At 61.1% G+C, this 21,365-nt stretch carries 15 protein-coding genes; 1 reads left to right on the forward strand and 14 read right to left on the reverse strand.

The genetic code is table 11. From position 1 onward, the window contains the following. Window positions 1-24 precede the first annotated feature (24 nt). The 14 genes from PO883_RS29850 to PO883_RS29915 all read right to left on the reverse strand — a co-directional run bounded on the left by PO883_RS29850 (window position 25) and on the right by PO883_RS29915 (window position 18,770). A complete protein-coding gene (locus PO883_RS29850; RefSeq protein WP_167086031.1) occupies window positions 25-789 on the reverse strand; it encodes an ABC transporter permease in 765 nt (254 codons plus the stop codon). After that, window positions 786-1,715 (reverse strand): ABC transporter ATP-binding protein, encoded by a 930-nt coding sequence (locus PO883_RS29855; RefSeq protein WP_167086030.1) that lies wholly within the window; start codon window positions 1,713-1,715, stop codon window positions 786-788. Before PO883_RS29855 ends, PO883_RS29850 begins: the two co-directional genes overlap by 4 nt. A gap of 150 nt (window positions 1,716-1,865) precedes the next feature. Further along, window positions 1,866-2,162: a lipid asymmetry maintenance protein MlaB gene (locus PO883_RS29860; protein ID WP_289313001.1), complete on the reverse strand. Its 297-nt coding sequence runs from the start codon at window positions 2,160-2,162 to the stop codon at window positions 1,866-1,868. A gap of 1 nt (window position 2,163) precedes the next feature. Further along, window positions 2,164-2,808 carry a phospholipid-binding protein MlaC gene (locus PO883_RS29865; protein ID WP_289313002.1) on the reverse strand — a complete coding sequence of 215 codons (645 nt, stop codon included), beginning with the start codon at window positions 2,806-2,808 and terminating at the stop codon, window positions 2,164-2,166. A 69-nt stretch (window positions 2,809-2,877) separates the two neighbouring features. After that, window positions 2,878-3,756: a VacJ family lipoprotein gene (locus PO883_RS29870; protein WP_289313003.1), complete on the reverse strand. Its 879-nt coding sequence runs from the start codon at window positions 3,754-3,756 to the stop codon at window positions 2,878-2,880. Between the two features lie 4 nt (window positions 3,757-3,760). After that, entirely contained in the window at window positions 3,761-4,228 is a 468-nt protein-coding gene (gene mlaD, locus PO883_RS29875) for an outer membrane lipid asymmetry maintenance protein MlaD (RefSeq protein WP_099872988.1), read from the reverse strand. Window positions 4,229-4,278: 50 nt separating this feature from the next. Further along, a complete protein-coding gene (gene mlaE, locus PO883_RS29880) occupies window positions 4,279-5,058 on the reverse strand; it encodes a lipid asymmetry maintenance ABC transporter permease subunit MlaE (RefSeq protein ID WP_167086026.1) in 780 nt (259 codons plus the stop codon). Then, on the reverse strand, window positions 5,055-5,858 hold the full coding sequence (locus PO883_RS29885) for an ABC transporter ATP-binding protein (protein WP_289313004.1): 804 nt from the start codon (window positions 5,856-5,858) through the stop codon (window positions 5,055-5,057). Before PO883_RS29885 ends, mlaE begins: the two co-directional genes overlap by 4 nt. Window positions 5,859-6,229: 371 nt before the next feature. Beyond that, window positions 6,230-7,693: a glutamate synthase subunit beta gene (locus PO883_RS29890; protein WP_289313005.1), complete on the reverse strand. Its 1,464-nt coding sequence runs from the start codon at window positions 7,691-7,693 to the stop codon at window positions 6,230-6,232. A 54-nt stretch (window positions 7,694-7,747) separates the two neighbouring features. After that, window positions 7,748-12,496 carry a glutamate synthase-related protein gene (locus PO883_RS29895; protein WP_289313006.1) on the reverse strand — a complete coding sequence of 1,583 codons (4,749 nt, stop codon included), beginning with the start codon at window positions 12,494-12,496 and terminating at the stop codon, window positions 7,748-7,750. A 226-nt stretch (window positions 12,497-12,722) separates the two neighbouring features. Beyond that, on the reverse strand, window positions 12,723-13,424 hold the full coding sequence (locus PO883_RS29900) for a transposase (RefSeq protein WP_289313007.1): 702 nt from the start codon (window positions 13,422-13,424) through the stop codon (window positions 12,723-12,725). Window positions 13,425-13,657: 233 nt separating this feature from the next. Then, window positions 13,658-14,341 (reverse strand): response regulator transcription factor, encoded by a 684-nt coding sequence (locus PO883_RS29905; RefSeq protein ID WP_167086020.1) that lies wholly within the window; start codon window positions 14,339-14,341, stop codon window positions 13,658-13,660. Window positions 14,342-14,385: 44 nt separating this feature from the next. Further along, window positions 14,386-15,573 (reverse strand): ATP-binding protein, encoded by a 1,188-nt coding sequence (locus PO883_RS29910; protein ID WP_289313008.1) that lies wholly within the window; start codon window positions 15,571-15,573, stop codon window positions 14,386-14,388. 89 nt (window positions 15,574-15,662) lie between these two features. Continuing rightward, on the reverse strand, window positions 15,663-18,770 hold the full coding sequence (locus PO883_RS29915) for a DEAD/DEAH box helicase (protein ID WP_289313012.1): 3,108 nt from the start codon (window positions 18,768-18,770) through the stop codon (window positions 15,663-15,665). A gap of 386 nt (window positions 18,771-19,156) precedes the next feature. Between PO883_RS29915 and PO883_RS29920 the strand changes: the two genes are divergently transcribed. Beyond that, a partial coding sequence (locus PO883_RS29920; RefSeq protein ID WP_289313009.1) for a DUF6531 domain-containing protein occupies window positions 19,157-21,365 on the forward strand: 2,209 nt, incomplete at its 3' end.

Genomic DNA, 21,365 nt, shown 5'->3' on the forward strand with positions numbered 1-21,365 from the left:
ATGATTCCTCTGAAGAATGACGCATTAATGGCGCAGGTTGTAGCCGCGCTTGAGCAGGTTGATGGCGATACCCGCGAGTACCGCGAAAAAGGCCGACACGATCGCAAGACTGGTCCACGGCGACACGTCGGACTGGCCGAAGAAGCCGTGACGGAAGCCGTCGATCATGTAGAAAAACGGATTGAAGTGCGACACGGTGAGCCAGAATGGCGGCAGCGAGTGAATCGAGTAGAACACGCCGGATAAAAACGTGGCGGGCATGATCAGGAAGTTCTGGAAGGCGGCCAGCTGGTCGAATTTTTCGGCCCAGATGCCGGCAATGACGCCCATGGTGCCGAGAATCGCAGCGCCCAGCAAGGCGAATGCGAGTATCCACAGGGGTGCCGCGAACGACAGCTTGGCGAACCACACGGTGGCGATGAACACGCCCGCGCCCACGGTCAGGCCGCGCACCACGGAGGCCAGCACGTAGGCCGACAAGATCTCCCAGTGCGACAGCGGCGGCAGCAAGATGAACACCAGGTTGCCGGTGATCTTGGACTGGATCAGCGAGGACGAGGAGTTGGCGAAGGAATTCTGCAACACGCTCATCATCACCAGGCCGGGAATCAGGAAGGCGGTGTAGTTCACGCCGCGCACGTTGACGTGGCCTTCGAGCACGTGGCCGAAGATCAGCAGGTACAGCATGGCCGTCAGGACCGGCGCGGCCACGGTTTGCGTGGCGACCTTCCAGAAGCGCAGCATTTCCTTGTAGAGCAGGGTCTGGAAGCCCACCGAGAACATATTCATAGTGCGCCCTTGTCCATAATCTGCAGGAAGATGTCTTCCAGGTCGGCCTGCTGCAGCTGCATTTCGTCGATGACGGCGCCGGATTCGCGCAGGCGCGCCAGAATCTGTTCGACTTCGCCGTATTCGTTCACGCGCAGGCTGTACTTCATGCCGCCGCCATTGCCATTACCATTGTCATGCTCGTCGTGCGACACCAGGTGGCGCAGGTCGTCCGGCAGACTCCCGCTGGCCAGGTGCACGATCAGCTGCGAACCGGAGATGCGGCGGATCAGGGCCGACATGGTGTCGAGCGCGACCACCTTGCCGCCCTTGAGCATGGCCACGCGCTGGCACATGGCTTGCGCTTCTTCCAGGTAGTGGGTGGTCAGGACCACCGTGTGGCCTTCCTTGTTCAAACGCGAGATGAACTTCCAGAGCGTCTGGCGCAGTTCGACGTCGACGCCGGCGGTGGGCTCGTCGAGCACGATCACGGGCGGCTTGTGGACCAGGGCCTGGGCCACCAGCACGCGCCGCTTCATGCCGCCCGACAGCGCGCGCATGTTCACATCGGCCTTGTTGGTCAGGTCCAGGTTGCCCATGACCTCATCGATCCACTTGTCGTTGTTTTTCAGGCCGAAGTAGCCCGATTGCAGGCGCAAGGTTTCGCGCACCGTGAAGAAGGGATCGAACACCAGTTCCTGCGGCACCACGCCAAGCTTCTTGCGCGCTTCGCGGAAATCGGTGATGACATCGTGGCCGTGGATGGCGACCGTGCCCGCATCGGGGCGGATCAGGCCGGCGATGGTGGAGATCAGGGTGGTCTTGCCGGCACCGTTCGGGCCGAGCAGGCCGAAGAACTCGCCTTCTTCAATCGTCAGGGAGACGCCACCCAAGGCTTTGAGGGCCTTGTAGCTTTTCTCGACGTTGGTAATCTGAATCGCTGTCATGCGTCTTTTTTGAGTGAGCAAATGTCTATACAGCATGCACGGACATTGCGGGGTGAGCCGTCAATTATAGGGGAAATCGGAGGAAACAGAGTTGCCCGGAGTTACAGGCAGGGGGAGTGGGGAGGCGGATCCGCCTCCCCGAAGGCAAGATCAATGGTGGTGCAGCTTGGCGGGAGTGTCCACCAGGAAGGCATCGACGCCGTACAGCGCGGCCAGGCTTTTCAGGCTGTCCGGAAGATTGACATAGGACAGCACCACGCCGGCGCTGCGCGCGGCGCGCTGCCAGGCGAGCAGGACCGCGACCGCGGACGAATCGGCGACCTTGACGGAGCCGAAATCGAACACGGTCTGGCCTGCCTTGATCGCATCGAAACCCTGGACCAGTGCCGCCTTGGCGTTGTGCACGGTCAGGGTATCGATGTTCTCGAGCTTGTTGGTTTGAACCATCTTATTTGATTGGCTTGGCCAGCGGCTTGCTTGCCAGCTTCTTGTTACGCTCGGCCAGGGTCTTGATCAGGCCATCGATGCCGGACTTGTTGATTTCCGATGCGAAGGTACCTTTGTAGGTTTCCACCAGCCACGCGCCGAGCACGTTGATGTCGAAAATCTTCCAGCCGGTCGGGCTCTGGGCCAGGCGGTAGTTCAGGGTGACTGGCTCGCCGCGCGCGACGTTGACTTGCGAACGCACTTCGACTTCCTTGTCTTCCGGCGCTGCGCGCAGCGGCTTGAACTCGACGGTTTCATTCTTGATCTGCGACAGCGCGCCCGAGTACGTGAAGATCAGCAGGGTGCGGAACTCGTTCGAGAGCTGCTTTTGCTGTTCCGGGGTGGCATCGCGCCAGGCACGGCCGGCGGCCAGCTGGGTCATGCGCTGGAAGTCGACGTGCGGCAAGATCTTGCTTTCGACCAGGTCCATGACCTTTTTATGGTTGCCGGCCTGGATATCCTTGTCGGCCTTGGCGGTGTCGATCACGTCGGCGCTGATGCGTTTGACGAGCACGTCCGGCGCTTCAGACTGGGCGGCAGCGGTAGCGGTAGCGGTGGTGGCGATGGCCACGGTTGCGAGGGCGATCAGTTGTTTAATCAGTTTCATAAGCTCTTTTCGATAAGGTTGTGTTCAGACCGGCTGGACCGTGCGATGACGGTCCAGTTTAGCGGTTAACTACTTCGAGGGCGTTTCGGATGACACAGCCGGTGCGGCAGGGGCAGCGGCAGCTGGCGCGCTAGGCGACGCGCTAGCCGACGCGGTAGCTGGCGCGGTATCCGACGCATCGTCCGCGTAGGCGGCGCTGATGCTCTTCGCGCTAGGCTCGGCATTGGCCTCTTTCAGGGCCTTGCGCGAGCTTTCGCCATCGAACACCTGGCCCTGGCGGCGCTGCAGGAAACCGTCGCGGATGAATTCGTAACGGTCGAGTGCGGCTTCTTCCATCAAGTTCGAGGCGTCCAGGATGCTGGCGCGGCCATCGATCACGCGCAAGGCGGTGCCGATGGTGCGGGTCGAGGTCGGATCGACGTAGGACCAGCCGTTGGCGGCCATATCCACCGGCAAGCCGCTGGTGTCGCGCACCGTGGACGGTCCCAGCAGCGGCAGCATCAGGTACGGGCCGCTTGGCACGCCCCAGTAGCCGAGGGTCTGGCCAAAATCTTCATTGTGTTTTTTCAAGCCCGCTTCGGAAGCGATGTCGAACAGGCCGCCGATGCCGAAGGTCGAGTTGAGGGCAACGCGGGTCCAGTCGGACATGCCTTGCTCGCCCTTGCCTTGCATCAAGTTGTTAGCGCCAGTCCAGACATCGGACAAGTTGCCGAAGAAATTGTTCACGCCGGTCTGCACGAACGATGGCATGACCTTCTTGTAGGCGGAGGCGACCGGTTTCAGCGCGGCCTGGTCGATTGCATCGTTGAACTTGAACACCGTGCGGTTGAACGGTTCGAGCGGATCGCGCGGGTGATTGGTGGCGCAACCGCTCAGGGTGGCAATGGCCACCAGGGCGGCAGCGCTGACGCGCCAGTGCAGGGCGCGGTTCGGCTTCGGTAAAGTCATTGCTCTATTCCTTTCCGTCGGCCGCCTTGCTGTAGATGAACTGATTAATCAGGTCTTCCAGCACGGTGGCAGATTGGGTACTGTTAATCCGGTCACCATTGACCAGCTTGTTGGCATCGTCGCTACCTGCTTGAATACCGATGTATTGTTCACCGAGCAGGCCGGCCGTCAGGATTTTCAAAGAGCTATCTTTTGGAAAGTTGTAGCCCGTCTCAAGCTCCAAGGTTACCAGCGCCTGATAGGTTTTGTCATCAAACTTGATATCGCCCACGCGCCCCACCACCACGCCGGCGCTTTTCACCGGGGCCTGCGGCTTGAGGCCGCCGATATTGTCGAACTTGCCCGTCACCAGGTAGGTCTTGCCGAACGACAAGGTGCTCATATTACCGGCCTTGAGGGCCAGGAACAGCAGCGCTGCCAGACCCAGCAGAACAAACAGGCCGACCCAGACGTCGATGGATTTACGTTGCATGTGATTTCCTAACTCTTGTTATGCGGCTGCGTTGCGCCAGATTCATCTATTTAGTTAAACATCATCGCGGTCATCACGAAGTCCAGACCCCAGACGGTCAGCGACGCGATCACGACGGTACGGGTGGTGGCGCGCGACACATCTTCCGGCGTCGGCTGGGCTTGGTAGCCCTGGAACAACGCGGTAAAGGTGACGGCGATGCCGAACACGAAGCTCTTGATGATGCCGTTGACGACATCGTGCTGCACATCCACGTTCGCTTGCATCTGCGACCAGAAGGCGCCTTCATCGACGCCGATCAGCTGGACCCCGACCAGATAGCCGCCGACCACGCCGACGGCGCTGAAGATGGTGCCGAGGATCGGCATCGCAATGACGCCGGCCCAGAAACGCGGCGCCAGCACGCGCTGCACCGGGTTAATCGCCATCATTTCCATGGCAGACAATTGCTCCCCGGCTTTCATCAAGCCGATTTGCGCGGTCAGCGAGGTACCGGCGCGGCCGGCGAACAGCAGGGCGGTGACGACCGGCCCCAGTTCGCGCACCAGCGCCAGCGCGACCACCTGGCCGAGCTTCTGTTCGGCGCCGTAAGGGGTGAGGGTGATGTAACCCTGCAAGCCGAGCACCATGCCGACGAACAAGCCGGAGACGATGATGATCACCAGCGAATAGTTGCCGATGAAATGGATCTGTTCGGAAATCAGGCCGGGACGGCGCAGTGCGCCGGGGGTCACGCCGAGCAGGGTGAAGAAGGAGCGCGTCGCGAAACCGACGCTGGCGATGTTTTCGCGCACGGAACGGCCGACCGACGCGAGCATATTAGCGATCATGCGCGCTCTCCCAGACCGAGGTCCTCGGCCAGCGACTTGCCCGGGTAATGGAAGGGCACCGGGCCATCCGGGGCGGCGTTGACGAATTGCTTGACATAAGGGTCTTCGGAGATGCGCATGTCGGCCGGCGTCCCTTGGGCGACAATCTTCCCTGCGGACATAAAGTAGACATAATCGGCGATCGCAAAGCATTCGTGCACATCGTGCGACACCAGGATCGAGGTGGAGCCGAGGGCATCGTTGAGCCGGCGGATCAGGTTGGCGGTGACGCCCATCGAGATCGGGTCGAGGCCGGCGAAGGGTTCGTCGTACATGATCAGTTCCGGGTCGAGCGCGACGGCGCGGGCAACGGCCACGCGGCGCGCCATGCCGCCGGAAATCTCGGCCGGCTTGAGTTTGGCGGCATTGCGCAGGCCGACCGCGTTGAGCTTCATGAGCACCAGGTCGCGGATCAGTTCCTCGGGCAGGTCGGTGTGCTCGCGAAGCGGGAAGGCGACGTTTTCGAACACGGTCAGGTCGGTGAACAGCGCGCCGAACTGGAACAGCATGCCCATCTTGCGGCGCAGGCGGTACAGGCCGTCGGTATCGAGTTGGTGGACGGTTTCGCCGGCGACCATGACCGTGCCTTTTTGCGGGCGGATCTGGCCGCCGATCAGGCGCAGCACCGTGGTCTTGCCGCAGCCGGAGCCGCCCATGACGGCGACCACCTTTCCGCGTGGGAAGTACATCCGGAGGTTCGACAAGATCGAACGGTCACCGTAAGAAAAATGTAGATCGCGGATTTCGACAAGATTAGACACGGCGCTGTTCATATTTGGGAATGCCGTATTGTAGTGCAGAAAGGGCAATCTCTGCTGACGGCCCCCCGATCCACAATGCCTGCGCGAGGTGAGAATACAACACTACTGAACGGCGGGTCAGATATTTCCGTGCGTAAGTGCTTGATTTTGTTGGGATAGGAATGGCGAGGGGATTGGTGTGGCGGTGGATTTATTTCCGCCTCTCAACAATGCGTTTATGTAACTTTACATTACTTCATGCATATAAGGGCGGTAAAACAGGCGTAAAAAGAGACACTTTTTCACGTCGTCCCCGCGCCAAGGCGGCACTTGGCGCGGGGAGTCGTTTCTGCCAATGGCAGGGACGACGGTGCTCTCGATGCGAATGATATTTAGCGCGGCAATACTGATTCGCCCATCAGGAATTCATCAACGGCGCGCGCGCACTGGCGGCCTTCGCGGATCGCCCACACCACCAGCGACTGGCCGCGCCGCATGTCGCCGGCCACGAACACTTTCGGCACCGATGTCGCATAGCAGCCATCGCCGTCGGTCGTCGCCTTGGCATTGCCACGGGCATCTTTTTCCACGCCGAAGGCGTCCAGCACCTGTTGCACCGGCGAGACAAAGCCCATGGCCAGCAGCACCAGGTCGGCTTTCATCTCGAATTCGGAATTCGGCACTTCGATCATCTTGCCGTCTTTCCACTCGACGCGGCAGGCGATCAGCTTGTCGACCTTGCCGCCCTTGCCTTCGAAGCGCTTGGTGGCCACCGCCCAGTCGCGCTCGCACCCTTCTTCGTGCGAGGACGAGGTGCGCAGCTTGGTCGGCCAGTACGGCCAGACCAGCGGCTTGTTTTCCTGCTCGGGCGGCTGCGGCATCAGTTCGAACTGGGCCACCGACAGCGCGCCGTGGCGGTTCGAGGTGCCGACACAGTCGGACCCGGTGTCGCCGCCGCCGATCACGACCACGTTCTTGCCGCTGGCCTTGATCTGGTCCTTGAGCTTGTCGCCGGCGTTGACCTTGTTTTGCAGCGGCAGGAAGTCCATCGCGAAGTGCACGCCCTTGAGCTCGCGCCCCGGGACCGGCAAGTCGCGCGGCTGCTCGGCGCCGCCAGCCATGATGACGGCGTCGAAATCCTTTTCCAGGTCTTCCGGGAAAATCGTTTCCTTGGCCCAGTTGTTAACCGTGGCCGGGAAATCCTTGCCGACCAGCACGCTGGTGCGGAATGTCACGCCTTCGGCTTCCATCTGCTTCACGCGCAGGTCGATGTGGGTCTTTTCCATCTTGAAGTCGGGAATGCCGTAGCGCAGCAGGCCGCCGATGCGGTCGCTCTTCTCGAACACGGTGACGGCGTGGCCGACGCGCGCCAGTTGCTGCGCCGCCGCCAGGCCGGCCGGGCCGGAACCGATGATGGCCACTTTCTTGCCAGTCAGCTTTTCCGGCGGCTGCGGAACCACCCAGCCGTGTTCCCAGCCGGTATCGATGATCTTGTGCTCGATCGACTTGATGCCGACCGGATCGTTAATGATGCCCAGGGTACAGGCCGACTCGCACGGCGCGGGACAGACGCGGCCGGTGAACTCGGGGAAATTATTGGTCGAGTGCAGGTTTTCCAGCGCGGCGCGATAGTTGCCGTGAAAAACGAGATCGTTCCAGTCCGGGATGATGTTGTTGACAGGACAGCCGCTATTGCAGAAAGGGATGCCGCAATCCATGCAGCGCGCCGCCTGCACCTTGGCTTGCGGATCGCTCAGGTGCAGCACGAATTCCTTGTAGTTCTTGACGCGCGCCGCAGGCTCGAGATAGCCCTCGTCCTGACGCTTGAATTCCATGAAGCCGGTAATTTTACCCACGATGTTTTTCCTTGTGTTCTATGCGGCGGGCCTCATGTGCCCGCCGGGGCTGTCTTAGGCAGCGATCTTGGCGACGGCGTCGATCTTGTCGTTCGCTTCTTCCATGCTGCTGTTGTGCAATTCTTCCAGCGCCCGTTTGTATTCGGTCGGGAACACTTTGACGAACTTGGAGCGTGCTGTCGCCCAGTCGTCCAGCAGGTTGCGCGCGCGGGTCGAGCCCGTGTGCTTGAAGTGGCGTTCGATCAGGCGCTTGAGGATGGCTTCGTCCGATTCCGGGTCGCTGGCGCGGCTCTGGCTGTGCCAGCCGGCGCGATCGCCCTGCTCCTTGGTGCTGAGCACGCGCTCCAGGTTGACCATGGCGGTATTGCACTTCTTCTCGAAGTCGCCCAGTGGATCGTAGACATACGCCACCCCGCCCGACATGCCCGCCGCAAAGTTGCGGCCCGTCGCACCCAGTACCACGACCGTGCCGCCGGTCATGTATTCGCAACCGTGGTCGCCGCAGCCTTCGACAATCGCGGTGGCGCCGGAGTTGCGCACGGCAAAGCGTTCGCCCGCCACACCATTAAAGAAGGCTTCGCCGGCAATTGCGCCGTACAAGACCGTGTTGCCGACGATGATGTTGTCGACCGCCCAGCCGCGGAACTCGGTATTCGGCCGCACGATGATGCGCCCGCCCGACAAGCCCTTGCCGACGTAATCGTTGCCTTCACCCACCAGATCCAGGGTGATACCGGCGGCCAGGAAGGCGGCGGCGGACTGGCCGGCCGTGCCTTGCAGCTGGATGTGGATGGTGTCGTCCGGCAAACCGGCGTGGCCGTAGCGCTTGGCCACTTCGCCCGACAGCATGGTGCCGACGGTACGGTTGACGTTGCGCACCGGCGAGATAAAGGAGACGCGCTCGCCTTTTTCCAGGGCGGCCTTGGCTTGTGCGATGAGCTTGTGGTCCAGGGCTTTTTCCAGGCCATGGTCTTGCTCTTCGACCTGGCGCACGGCGCCGCCCACCGGCACCACCGGCTGATAGAAAATGTTGGAAAAATCCAGGCCACGCGCTTTCCAGTGGCTGATGGCTTTCGATTTGTCGAGCAAGTCGACCCGGCCGATCAATTCATCGTAGCTGCGGATACCGAGTTGGGCCATCAACTGGCGCGCTTCTTCAGCGACGAAGAAGAAATAGTTGACCACGTATTCAGGCTTGCCAGAGAACTTGGCGCGCAGAATTGGGTCCTGGGTTGCAACGCCGACCGGGCAGGTGTTCAGGTGGCATTTGCGCATCATGATGCAACCTTCAACCACCAGCGGTGCCGTGGCGAAACCGATCTCGTCGGCGCCCAGCATGGCGGCGATGACGACGTCGCGGCCGGTTTTCATCTGGCCATCGGCCTGCACCCGGATACGGCTGCGCAAGCCATTTAACACCAGCGTTTGCTGGGTTTCGGCCAGGCCCAACTCCCATGGCGTGCCGGCGTGCTTGACCGACGACAATGGCGATGCGCCCGTGCCGCCGTCATGGCCGGCAACGACCACGTGGTCGGCCTTGGCCTTGGTGACACCGGCGGCAACCGTGCCGATACCCACTTCCGAGACCAGCTTGACCGAAATCGAAGCGCGCGGGTTGGCGTTCTTGAGATCGTGAATCAGTTGCGCCAGATCTTCGATCGAATAAATATCGTGGTGCGGCGGCGGAGAAATCAGGCCCACGCCCGGCACCGAGAAGCGCAGGCTGGCGATATATTCGGTCACTTTGTGGCCCGGCAGCTGGCCGCCTTCGCCAGGTTTGGCACCCTGCGCCATCTTGATCTGGATCTGGTCAGCCGAGTTCAGGTACTCGGCGGTGACGCCGAAGCGGCCCGAGGCGACCTGCTTGATGCGCGAACGCAGGGAATCGCCTTCCTGCAAAGGAATGTCGACCACCACGTTTTGCTCGCCGATGACGGAGGCCATCGTTTCGCCCTGCTTGATCTTAATGCCTTTCAATTCCTTGGTGTAGCGGAAAGGATCTTCACCGCCTTCGCCCGTGTTCGACTTGCCGCCGATGCGGTTCAGGGCGATGGCCAGGGTGGCGTGGGCTTCGGTGCTGATCGAACCCATCGACATGGCGCCGGTGGCGAAGCGCTTGACGATTTCCTTGGCAGGTTCGACTTCATCGAGCGGAATGGCTTTGGTCGGATCGAGTTTGAACTCGAACAGGCCGCGCAGTGTCAAATGACGACGGCTCTGGTCATTGATGATTTGCGCGTATTCCTTGTAGCTCGAAAAATTGTTGCTACGGGTGGAGTGTTGCAGCTTGGCGATCGCGTCAGGCGTCCACATGTGTTCTTCGCCGCGCACGCGGAAGGCGTATTCGCCGCCGGCGTCCAGGGCGTCGAGCAACAGCGGGTCGTTGCCGAAGGCCAGGGTGTGCAGGCGCAGGGCTTCCTCGGCCACCTCGAACACGCCGATGCCTTCGACGTTGGAGGACGTGCCCTTGAAGTATTTGTCGACCAGCGATTTATTCAGGCCGATGACTTCGAAGATTTGCGCGCCGCAGTACGACATGTAGGTCGAGATGCCCATCTTGGACATCACCTTCATCAAGCCCTTGCCGACGGCCTTGGTGTAGTTATAGATGGCGGTGTCGCCGGACAGGTCGCCGCTCATGCCCTGCGCCAGTTCGACCAGGGTTTCCATGGCCAGGTAAGGGTGGACGGCTTCGGCGCCGTAGCCGGCCAGCAGGGCGAAGTGGTGGGTTTCGCGGGCCGAGCCGGTTTCCACGACCAGGCCGGTGGAGGCGCGCAAGCCGCGCGCGACCAGGTGCTGGTGCACGGTGGAGGTGGCCAGCAGGGCCGGAATGGCCACCTGTTCGGCCGAGACGGCGCGGTCGGACACGATCAGGATGTTGTGGCCGGACTTGACCGCATCCACCGCTTCGGCGCACAGCGAGGCGAGCGAGGCTTCGATGCCTTCCTTGCCCCAGGCGACCGGGTAGCAAATGTTCAGCTCATACGACTTGAACTTGCCGCCGGTGTGGGCGCTGATGTTGCGCAGGCGCGCCATGTCGTCGAAACCGAGCACCGGCTGCGACACTTCGAGGCGCATCGGCGGGTTGACGTTGTTGGTATCGAGCAAGTTCGGCTTGGGGCCGATAAACGACACCAGCGACATGACCATGGCTTCGCGGATCGGATCGATCGGCGGGTTGGTGACTTGCGCGAACAGTTGCTTGAAATAGTTGTACAGCGGCTTGAGCTTGTTGGACATGACCGCCAGCGGCGAATCGTTGCCCATCGAACCGGTGGCTTCTTCGCCGAGCACGGCCATTGGCGCCATCAGGAATTTCAAGTCTTCCTGGGTGTAGCCGAAGGCTTGCTGACGGTCGAGCACGGAGGCCGGGGCTTTTTCGCCCTGGGCAGGTACGCCAGGCTGGGCGCCATCCTTGGCGCGGTTGTGGCCGAGCTGGCTTTCCTTGAGCTTGATCTCGCCCAGCTTGATGCGCACCGAATTGATCCACGCCTTGTAGGGCTTGGCGTTGGCGTAGGTGTCTTTCAATTCCTTGTCGTCGATGATGCGGCCCGCTTCCAGGTCGATCAGGAACATCTTGCCCGGCTGCAAACGCCATTTCTGGATGATTTTCGATTCCGGAATCGGCAGCACGCCCGATTCGGATGCCATCACGACCAGGTCGTCGTCGGTGACGATGTAGCGCGCCGGACGCAAGCCGTTGCGGTCCAGGGTGCCGCCGATGTGGCGACCGTCGGTGAAGGCCATGGCGGCCGGGCCGTCCCACGGTTCCATCATCGCGGCGTGGTATTCGTAGAAGGCGCGGCGGTTGTCGTCCATCATGGTGTGATTTTCCCAGGCTTCCGGGATCATCATCATCATGGCCTGGGCGATCGGGTAGCCGGCCATGATCAGCAGTTCAAGGGCGTTGTCGAAGCAGGCGGTGTCGGACTGGCCTTCATAGATCAGCGGGAACAGCTTTTGCAGGTCGTCGCCCAGCACGGCCGACTTCATCACGCCTTCGCGCGCGCGCATCCAGTTGAAGTTGCCTTTGACGGTGTTGATCTCGCCATTGTGGGCGATCAGGCGGTAGGGGTGGGCCAGCGGCCATTCCGGGAAGGTATTGGTCGAGAAACGCTGGTGCACCAGCGCCAGCGCCGAAATGCAGCGCGGGTCTTGCAAGTCCTTGTAATAGACACCGACCTGGTCGGCCAGCAGCAAGCCTTTATAGACGATGGTGCGGGCCGACATCGATGGCACGAAGAATTCCTTGCCGTGCAAGAGCTTGAGTGCCTGGATCGCGTGGCCGGACGATTTGCGGATCACGTACAGCTTACGTTCGAGCGCGTCGGTGACCATGATGTCCGGGCCGCGGCCGATGAAGATCTGGCGGATCACCGGTTCCTTGCCGCGCACGGTAGGCGACATCGGCATGGTGTCATCCAGCGGCACGTTACGCCAGCCGAGCACGACCTGGCCTTCGATGCGCACGGCGCGTTCAATTTCTTGCTCACAAGCGATGCGCGAGGCGTTTTCTTTCGGCAGGAACACCATGCCGACGCCGTATTCGCCCGGCGGAGGCAGTTCCACGCCCTGTTTCGCCATCTCGTCGCGGAAATACTGGTCCGGGAGCTGGATCAGGATGCCGGCGCCATCGCCCATCAGCTTGTCGGCACCGACGGCACCCCGGTGATCGAGGTTTTTCAGGATCAAGAGGCCCTGCTCGATGATGGAATGGCTCTTGTTGCCCTTGATGTGGGCGATGAAACCGACGCCGCAGGCATCGTGTTCATTGGACGGATCGTACAAACCTTGGGCAATCATGCGCATTCTCCACAGCTTTTGAAAGTCGAAGACCAAGATTAGTGCAATGCAGCAGAATCAGCAATAGGATTAATTAGGGTCGGAGTCGAATTAATCGCCACCGCGTCGCTCCGAAAATTAAATAGGGACATAGTGGAGCGATTGACGGGTTTATGCCTTGAGCTTAGGTGCAACAAGGGGTTTTGACGTTTTCGGCAGGCCAAAAAAAAACGCCCACCGGGCGTTTTCAGGGGGCGGGAGCCTTGATTTTGAACGGTCGCCCCCGCTTGGCGGGCAATACCTGGCGCTTGGCGCGGTGTTGCAATTCTGTCTTGAAGGCATCGGAACCGAGCGGCCAGCCCTTGAGCACGGCGGCATTGATCTGGTCGAGCTGCTCGCGCGTCAGGGTTGGCCGGCTCAGCTCGATGTAAGCCGCTTCGCGCTGGAAGGGGGTGTTACCCAGCGCCCAGTAGAGCGCGTGGTCGGTGATCAGGCTGTCGGGCTGGGCGCCGGCATGGTGGGCGTAGCTCGACCAGGGGTAATTCACGGGATCGGACACGAGCTCCTTGCGCACCGGGTTGTGTTCTATATAGCGGCTGCACAGCAGGAAGTAGGCCGCGGCGTCGATCAGCGAGGTTTTGAAACGGCCCTGGAACAGGCTGCCGCTGCGGCCGTACTTGGCGTTGAACCAGGGAACGTAGTAGCGGCCGACCCGCTGCATGGTTTGCGCCAGGCCTTCCACCGTCGATGGGGAGGCGAGCAGGTGCAGGTGGTTAGGCATCAGCACGTAGGCGTGGATGACGACCTTGAATTCCTTGGCGCTTTCTTTCAGCCAGCCGAGGAAGCGCTGGTAATCCTCGCTTTCGCGGAAGATCAGCTGGCGGTCGTTGCCGTGCTGGATGATGTGGTGCGGCTGGTGGGGGAGGACAAGACGGGGAAGGCGGGCCATGGCGGTATGAAAAAGAAGCGGACCAGCGCATTTTACCGACATGCAGGCCGTTCTGTCCCTAATTAAAAAAGGACTGCGCAAGATCGTGGACGACTATGTCCCTGATTTTTCGCGTCTGCCTGAGCCGAGGTGCTTTGGATCCCCGCCAAGGGGGCCGCCCAGGCCGGTGATGACGGAGCTGGGGTTCCGGGCTGCGGGAACGGTTCGGCTGAGCGAGTGGTCTGTGAACCAGCTTACGCCAGGGTGAAACCGGCCGACAGGCTGTAGCCTTCGCCGTAGGCACTGCGCAGAGGCAGGTCCTGGCCCAGGCCCGAGCGGGCTTTCTTGCGCAGGCGGTAGACCAGCATGTCGACCCGGCGGCTGGCGTCGGGATCGTCGCCGCCCATGCCGGCCACGATCACCTGGCGTGGCACGGGACGGGTGTTGAGCGTGAGCAGGTGCAGAAAATTGCATTCCTTCTCGGTCAGGTCGACCACCGCCCCCATCAGTTCGAGCTGGCGCGCGCTGACGCGCAAAGTCCACTTGCTCGGCAGCTGGGCGGCCGGCTCGGGCGGACGCACGCGCCGGTCCAGCGCCTCGATATGGGCGGCCAATTCCGGAAACTTGATCGGCTTGGTCAGGTAATGGTCGGCGCCCAGGCGCAGGCCGAGAATGCGGTTGTCGAAGGCGACGCGCCCGGTCAGCACCAGCAGGCCGATTTCCGGATACAGCTGGCGCATGCGCGGAATGACATTGAAACCATCTTCATCCGGCAAGCCGAGATCGAGCACGACCACGGCGGTCGGGGTCTTGGTCAGCGCGGCCCACATGTCGGCGGCGGTGGTCGCAACCATCACTTCATGGTTGAGTTCCGTCAGAAACTCCGCCATATCGCCGGCATAGTCGCCGTTGTCCTCAACAATCAATATCTGCGTCATGGGTTGGCCATTTTCTTCATTTCATTACCCCGTGCATCGATTCCTTACTTGCGCGCGGCGCCTTCCCTTGTGTGTTGATTAGCGGAATTATCACTGCTGCACTCTTCTGGCGCAACTCTTTTCCCTGCGGCGCGTTGCGCCGGGAGCCAGATTTTGAACAAGGCGCCTGATGGTGCCACATTTTGAACACCGATGCTTCCCCCATGTACCTCGATCACCGAACGCGCCATGTACAGGCCCAAACCGGAACCCTGGCCCACGGCATTACTTCCCCGATACCCCTTGCCGAAAATCGCGCCGGTTTCCGCGCCGGGCACGCCCTCGCCGTGATCGCGCACGGACAGTTCGATGCCGTCCGCCGTCGCGTGACCGGCCAGGATGACCGGCTGGCCGGGCGGCGCGTATTGCAATGCGTTATCCACAAGCACGTTCAACGCCAGGCGCAGGCCGGTCGGCTGGGCCCGGATCAAGGGCGGCAAGCCGCTGCACTCGACCAGCGCAGTGCCGCCCGCCGCGCCAATCCGGGCGGCCGCTTCCTGCAACAGCAGCTCAGGCGCGACACTGTCCGGCGGGCGCGTACCCCCGATTTCGTCCATGCGGTCGGGCGACAGGTACTCGTCAAGCATGCCGGTCAGGCGGTCCACGGCTGCCTGGATCTTGCGGTAGCGCAGCCGGGTCGGCTCGTCGGCCTTGGCCCCGGTCGCTTCGAGGCGCTGGATGGCGCCGTCGATGGTCGACAAGGGCGTACGGAATTCATGATTCAGCATACTCGCGAAACGGCGTTGTCGCTCGGCACGCTCACGTTCGGCGCTGGTATCGATCATCACGCCGACCAGGACGCTGGGTTTGCCGTTGGAATCCGTCAACAAAGTGGACCGCACATCGAGCGGGACCGTGCTGCCATCCTCACGCAGCTGGTCGAAGTGGCGCACCAGCGCGCGCCGGCTTTGGTCGCCTGCCGCAAAACGCGCCAGGCGCTCCGGCAATCCCGCGCACAAGGTAGCCAGCGGCGACGCCGCGTCGTGGCTGGAAAGTTGCCTAATGAAATCTCTGGGCGCATATCCCAGCATGTCACGGACGGACGGGCTGATGTACGACAGCGCCCCCGATGCACAATCGACGATCCAGGCGACGTCGCCACGCAACTCGGCGATGGCACGAAACTGTTCCATGAGCACCGTGTCGCCGGTCGGCATGATTGCCTTGCTTGCCTCACTGACACCGATATGCATGGAACGCTTTCCTTACCTGTTCAACAGTCACACTCCGCTAGTATATCGCCAACGTTGCAGGAAAGTATATGAACGCACACCAGAGGCTGCTACTCCTCCAGCGGCGCGAAAATGGCTTGCAGATCTTCCTGCGTCAGGCTCATTTTTTGCGACTCGCCCTCGGCCAGGATGGACTGGGCCAGGTCGGATTTCTTTTGCTGCAGCAACTGAATCTTTTCTTCCAGGGTTCCCTTGGCGATCAGCTTGTACACGAACACGGGCTTGTCCTGTCCGATGCGCCAGGCGCGGTCGGTGGCCTGGTTTTCGGCGGCCGGGTTCCACCACGGATCGTAATGGATCACGGTATCGGCCGCGGTCAGGTTCAGGCCGACACCGCCCGCTTTCAGGCTGATCAGGAAAATCGGCACCGCACCCTGCTGGAAGGCGGCGACCTGGGCCGCGCGGTCCTTGGTGTCGCCGGTGAGCAAGGCGTACGGAATGCGGCGCGCGTTGAGCTCTTCCTCGATCAGCGCCAGCATGCTGGTAAATTGCGAGAACACCAGGATCTTGCGGCCTTCTTCGAGCAAATCGTCGACCATCTGCATCAGGTCGATCAGCTTGGCGGAACCGCTGTCCTTCTTCTTGGCAGGCAGGGCTTTCACCAGGCGCGGGTCGCAGCAGACCTGGCGCAGCTTGAGCAAGGCTTCGAGAATGACGATCTGGCTGCGCGCCACGCCTTTTTTGTCGATTTCGTCGCGCACTTTCTTGTCCATCGCCAGGCGCACGGTTTCGTACAGGTCGCGCTGGGCGCCCGACAATTCGACCTTGCGCACCATTTCCGTCTTTGGCGGCAATTCCTTGGCGACATTGTCCTTGGTCCGGCGCAGCAGGAAGGGACGGATGCGGCGGTTCAGCAGCGCGCGCCGCAGCGGGTCGTCCTGGCGCTCGATCGGATGGCGGAACTGGCTGTTGAAGGTTTTTTCATCGCCCAGCAAGCCCGGCAGCAGGAAATGGAATTGCGACCACAGCTCGCCCAGGTGATTTTCGAGCGGGGTGCCGGTCAGGCACAGGCGGTGGCGCGATTTGAGCAGGCCGGCGCTCTGGGCTGCCTTGGAGCGCGTGTTCTTGATGTAATGCGATTCGTCGAGGATGACCAGGTGGAACTCGTGCTCGCGCAGTTTTTCTTCATCGCGTGGCAACAGGGCGTAAGTGGTCAAGACCAGATCGACTTCCTCGATCTTGTCGAACTGTTCCAGGCGCTCCTTGCCTTGCAGCAGCAGCACGCGCAGGTCGGGCGCGAAGCGGGCCGCTTCGTCCTGCCAGTTGGTCATCAGGCTGGTGGGCGCGATGACCAGGGCTGGATGGGTCAGGCGGCCGGCTTCCTTCTCGATCAGGATGTGGGCCAGGGTTTGCACCGTCTTGCCCAAGCCCATGTCATCGGCCAGGATGCCGGCCAGGTCGTACTCGCGCAGGAATTGCATCCAGGCCAAGCCATCTGCCTGGTAGTCGCGCAGGGTCGCCTGCAGCCCCACCGGGGGCGCCACTTTTTGTACGGAACCGAACAAGCTCAGCTTACGGCCGGTTTCGCGCAACTGCTCGCCGCCGAACCAGCGCAAAGCGGTTCCGCGTGCCAGTTCTTCGAGCCGGCCCGCATCCAGGGTCGAGAGCCTGACCTTGTTTTTGATCTTGTCGCTGAAATAAAGTTCACCCAGCGTGTTGAGAATCGGCTTGAGACGGCCCCAGGGCAGCGCCACGCGCAGGCCGTCGGGCAGGGTGGCCAGCATCTGGTCGCTATCGCCGTGGGCGGCCAGGACCTCGGGATCGAAGTCGCTCGGGGCGCTGCGGATCAGCTGTACCAGCACCGGCAGCAGCGGCACGCGTTTCTGGTTGACCACGATGCCCAGCTCCAGCTCGAACCAGGCGTTGCCCGCTTCGGCCGGCTCGTCGATCTCGGCATACCAGTCTTCGACCGCGACCACGTCGTAGCGGTATTTGCTGGATTTCTGCACATGCCAGCCGGCTTCGATCAGGCCGGCCAGGTCGCCTTCGGCAAAGCGCAACCAGTGCGCCTGGCTTTCCAGCTGCTGGGCGCCGGCCAGGGCGTTGAGCGGCGGCGTGCCCGGTTTGCGGAAACCCAGGGCGGTCAGTTCGTCCAGCGAGGCGGCCTCGGCCTGGATATCGCGGGCGATGACTTCGGTCACGTCGCCCACCTGGCGCACCACGCGCTGGGCCGGGTCGAAGGCGACGCGCTCGCCGTCGTAATCGAAGGACAGCACGGCGTAATCGTGCCAGCGCTGGTGCGGGCCGTCGGCCAGGGGCACGCTGTCGAGCAGCAAGTGCGGACGCGGCTTGACGTCGTCGCGCAGGCGCTGGATCAGCGGCTGCGGCAGGGGCATCAGTTGTTGCAGGCCATGGGCCAGCAACAGTTGCGACACGCGTTTTTTATCGTTGCCGCTGAGCGCAGGGGCTTGCGCCACCAGCGCCTGCAAGTCGACCAGGGAAATATCGACGCCGCCGCGGTTGAGCGCAAGCGCGCCGCAGGACAAGTTGTCGATATACCACGGCGGATCGGTCGGCAGCATGTAATCGATCTGGTCGGCGGCGGTGTGGGTCGCGCCGCTGGCGGGCTGGACTTGCCAGCCGAGGCGCGCGGTACGGCCTTCCTCGCGCCAGACCAGGTTGGCCTCGCGCACGGGGCCGGCCTGGAGCGGATAGATCAGGCCATTGGCCATGTCGGCCCAGGAATTGGCCCACAGCAGTTTGTCTTGTTCCAGCAACATTTGCAGGAGGATGGCGCCGACCTTGCCTTTCGGCTCGGTCGCGCTGCCACCCTGGGACGCGGCGCCGCTGCGCATGGCGATGAAGAAGCGCACCAGGTCTTCATCGTCGCCTTCGAGGTAGGCGGGCGGGGCCGAGAGCAGGGAAAACACTTCGCTGACCGGGCTGGCGGCCGCCACTTCCCCGTTCGGGCGCAGGCGGGCCTTGCACAGGCACAGGGCGACGTGGCGGCCGCCGCTGGTGGGGGCCAGGACATAAACGAACTTGTATTGGGCGACTTTGGGATCCTTGACCTCCAGGTCGAGCTTGGGCTGCGGGTGGGCGGCAGCCTCGACCCGTTGCAGCCAGCTGGCGATTGGCGCCGGCAAGGCCGACGCATTGGCGTGCGGCGCAGCGGTGGCAGGGCGTCCTTCGCGGGGTTCGTCGCGCGTTAAATCCATCGTGTGCATGTGTTCTGTAGGGGCAATATCGAAGACGATAACACCCGATATTATCCGACATAAAGACGCTTGTGTTCTGTTCTCTTTCGCACGCAGGGGGGCGGGCACAGCTGCCAGAAAACAGACATGCATGAACGATGCAGGATGGGTGGATCATGAGCGCTAAGCAAGTGCGTCAGTGGGACGGCGAGCCCTGTCAAGTCACGATGTCCAATTATTTTTTATGAGCAACATCACAAAATGTAAGGCAATTTAATGCTTTTTTGTAATTACATCTGTATACTTGAGGTTTCCTGTGGGAACACATTGTTCGTATGGCTGACGCGCCTTCTTAGCGGCACAGCCGCTGAACCAATTACCCCGATTTTCGAATTAGCGGAGAGTATGTGAGTAAAATTTTAAGTTCGCGCGCAAGCGCATTCCTCGCCGTAGGGCAGCGTGCACGGCAGATATGGCACGGTTTGTCGGTCCGTCGCCTTGGCAAGGCAATTGTCTTTATGTTACTGGCATCATGCGTTTTCAGCGCGCAGGCCAAGCCGCCCAAAGTCAAATACTGGGCGCAATTTGGTTCCTGGTCAACTGGAAAAATAACGACGGTTGAGGTCAATTCGTTACAGGGCGCGTGCAGTGCGGCTGCGCCGATGTATGCCGCCGAATGGCAAAGCGATGTGAGCAATCCGCGAGTGGATTATGCGACATGGAACGCGGCGCACCCGGCCGGTCAGATCAATATTCCTTGCATATTCAAGACATTTAAAGATGATAACGATACACGTAGCGGAGGATTAGCCCGGTGCCCCCAAGGCGCTCACCAGGATGCGCAGTTCTATATCGACCCGCCCAGCCAAACATGCCATTGTCCCGCTGGAAAAAAATATTTTGAAGACGTCGACACTTGTGTGCCAGTCACCCCGGCCCCCCAACTGGGGGAGCCGTCAAACAATGGCCCGAGTTGCCCGGAAAGTGGCGCCCCGCAACCAAAGTGCGGCAAGCCCATCAACCCAGCAACGGGAAACATGTGGCACATCGAGAACGATTATGCCTCCGCGTCACCGGTAAGTACGCTGGCAATTCGCCGTACCTATAACAGTGACCCACTCAACTGGGACGCGGCGGCAGTGCGCTCCTTCGGGAATCGCTGGACGCAACCGTATGATGCTGTTCTCCGAGCCGAAACAGTTCTCCCGACAGGTACCGGGTATGCAATGTGCTGGCGCCGTGAAGACACGAAAGCAATTGTTTTGTGCGAAACCTCGAATCCGATTCCCTCTCTTCTTCCGGGGGCCGCATCGATCGTAAGAGGAGATGGCAAACGCCACTTCTTCAAACTGGAGGGTAGCGTATGGAAAGGCAATGCCCAAAATAGCGACACGCTCACGTCCACGTACAACAGCGATAAAACAGCAGTCATCGAATGGATTTACCAGTCGGCTCGGGGTGATGTTACCGAACGCTATTCGGCTGTGGGTCAGCTCATTTCCACCACCAATCGCAACGGCGTGACGCAGCGCTTTACCTACAGCAACGGTGCTACCAACGATAGCAATGTGGGAAGAAGCCCCGCCAATGCCCCGCTGTGTAGCCTTGCCCAAGCAGGTGCGACCCTTCCTGCCGGCAAACTCATGTGTGTGACCGACAGCCTGGGTTTCAAACTGCATTTTGAGTATGACGCTCGCGGGCGCATTGTCAAGGCGATCGATCCCGCAGGCCAGCCCTACGTTTACGAATACGATGGCGCTTCGGGCGGGTGTGTGAGCCCTGACGAAAATAACGCGGCATGTACGGCAAATAATCTCACGAAAGTGACCTATCCAGACGCGACCAGCAGAACGTATATGTACAACGAGTCTGCCCAGATTAACGGCGGCGTTGCATGCACTGCCACGCCGGGAGTGGCGAACGGCTTCGGCCGTCTGCTCAACGCCTGGACAGGGTATATCGATGAAAACGGCGACCGCCATATCAGCTGGACCTACGACTGCCTGGGACGTGCAACCTCGTCGGAGCTCGCGGATGGTGTGGAAAAAGTAAAAGTCGCCTATAAAGCCGACCAATCCAATACGTCAGCAATCGTGGAGCACTATACAGGTCTGCCTTCGAGCCCTGTGACCACGTCCACGACTTATAACTTCACCCGCATTCTTGGCAATGCTCGCAATACCTCGATCGATAAGCCGTGCATCGAATGCGGCGACTATGCGGCGCGCACTTACGACGTCAATGGGAACGATAGCACCCTGAAAGACTGGCAAGGCAATCTGAGCTGCTTCGCCTACGATCTGTCGCGCAATCTCGAAACCATGCGTATCGAGGGCGCGACGAGCACGGCTAGTTGCCCGAGTCTGATGGCCGCAACGAGCTTGACCGCGCCGCTGCGTAAAACCAATACGAAATGGCATGCCAAGTATCGCCTGCCATTGCAGATTTCCGAGCCAAAAAAACGCACGACGTATGAATATGATGAAGCCGGCAATCTTGTGACGCGAACGGAACAGGCCACCAACGACGCAACCGGCGTACTTGGCTTTAACGCGGCTTTGGTCGGCTTACCACGCAAGTGGAAATACGAGGTCAACAGTATGGGCCAAGTCCTGA

Origin of the sequence: Massilia sp. DJPM01 (assembly GCF_030348125.1) — a bacterium.
In the GTDB taxonomy this organism is placed as follows: domain Bacteria; phylum Pseudomonadota; class Gammaproteobacteria; order Burkholderiales; family Burkholderiaceae_D; genus Telluria_A; species Telluria_A frigida.

Coding starts and splice junctions, on each gene's coding strand:
- PO883_RS29910 (WP_289313008.1), bottom strand. CDS start 15,573: ATGCATATCGGTGTCAGTGAGGCAAGCAAGGCAATCATGCCGACCGGC.
- PO883_RS29905 (WP_167086020.1), bottom strand. CDS start 14,341: ATGACGCAGATATTGATTGTTGAGGACAACGGCGACTATGCCGGCGAT.
- PO883_RS29870 (WP_289313003.1), bottom strand. CDS start 3,756: ATGACTTTACCGAAGCCGAACCGCGCCCTGCACTGGCGCGTCAGCGCT.
- mlaE (WP_167086026.1), bottom strand. CDS start 5,058: ATGATCGCTAATATGCTCGCGTCGGTCGGCCGTTCCGTGCGCGAAAAC.
- PO883_RS29865 (WP_289313002.1), bottom strand. CDS start 2,808: ATGAAACTGATTAAACAACTGATCGCCCTCGCAACCGTGGCCATCGCC.
- PO883_RS29860 (WP_289313001.1), bottom strand. CDS start 2,162: ATGGTTCAAACCAACAAGCTCGAGAACATCGATACCCTGACCGTGCAC.
- PO883_RS29895 (WP_289313006.1), bottom strand. CDS start 12,496: ATGATTGCCCAAGGTTTGTACGATCCGTCCAATGAACACGATGCCTGC.
- PO883_RS29915 (WP_289313012.1), bottom strand. CDS start 18,770: ATGGATTTAACGCGCGACGAACCCCGCGAAGGACGCCCTGCCACCGCT.
- PO883_RS29900 (WP_289313007.1), bottom strand. CDS start 13,424: ATGGCCCGCCTTCCCCGTCTTGTCCTCCCCCACCAGCCGCACCACATC.
- PO883_RS29855 (WP_167086030.1), bottom strand. CDS start 1,715: ATGACAGCGATTCAGATTACCAACGTCGAGAAAAGCTACAAGGCCCTC.
- PO883_RS29850 (WP_167086031.1), bottom strand. CDS start 789: ATGAATATGTTCTCGGTGGGCTTCCAGACCCTGCTCTACAAGGAAATG.
- mlaD (WP_099872988.1), bottom strand. CDS start 4,228: ATGCAACGTAAATCCATCGACGTCTGGGTCGGCCTGTTTGTTCTGCTG.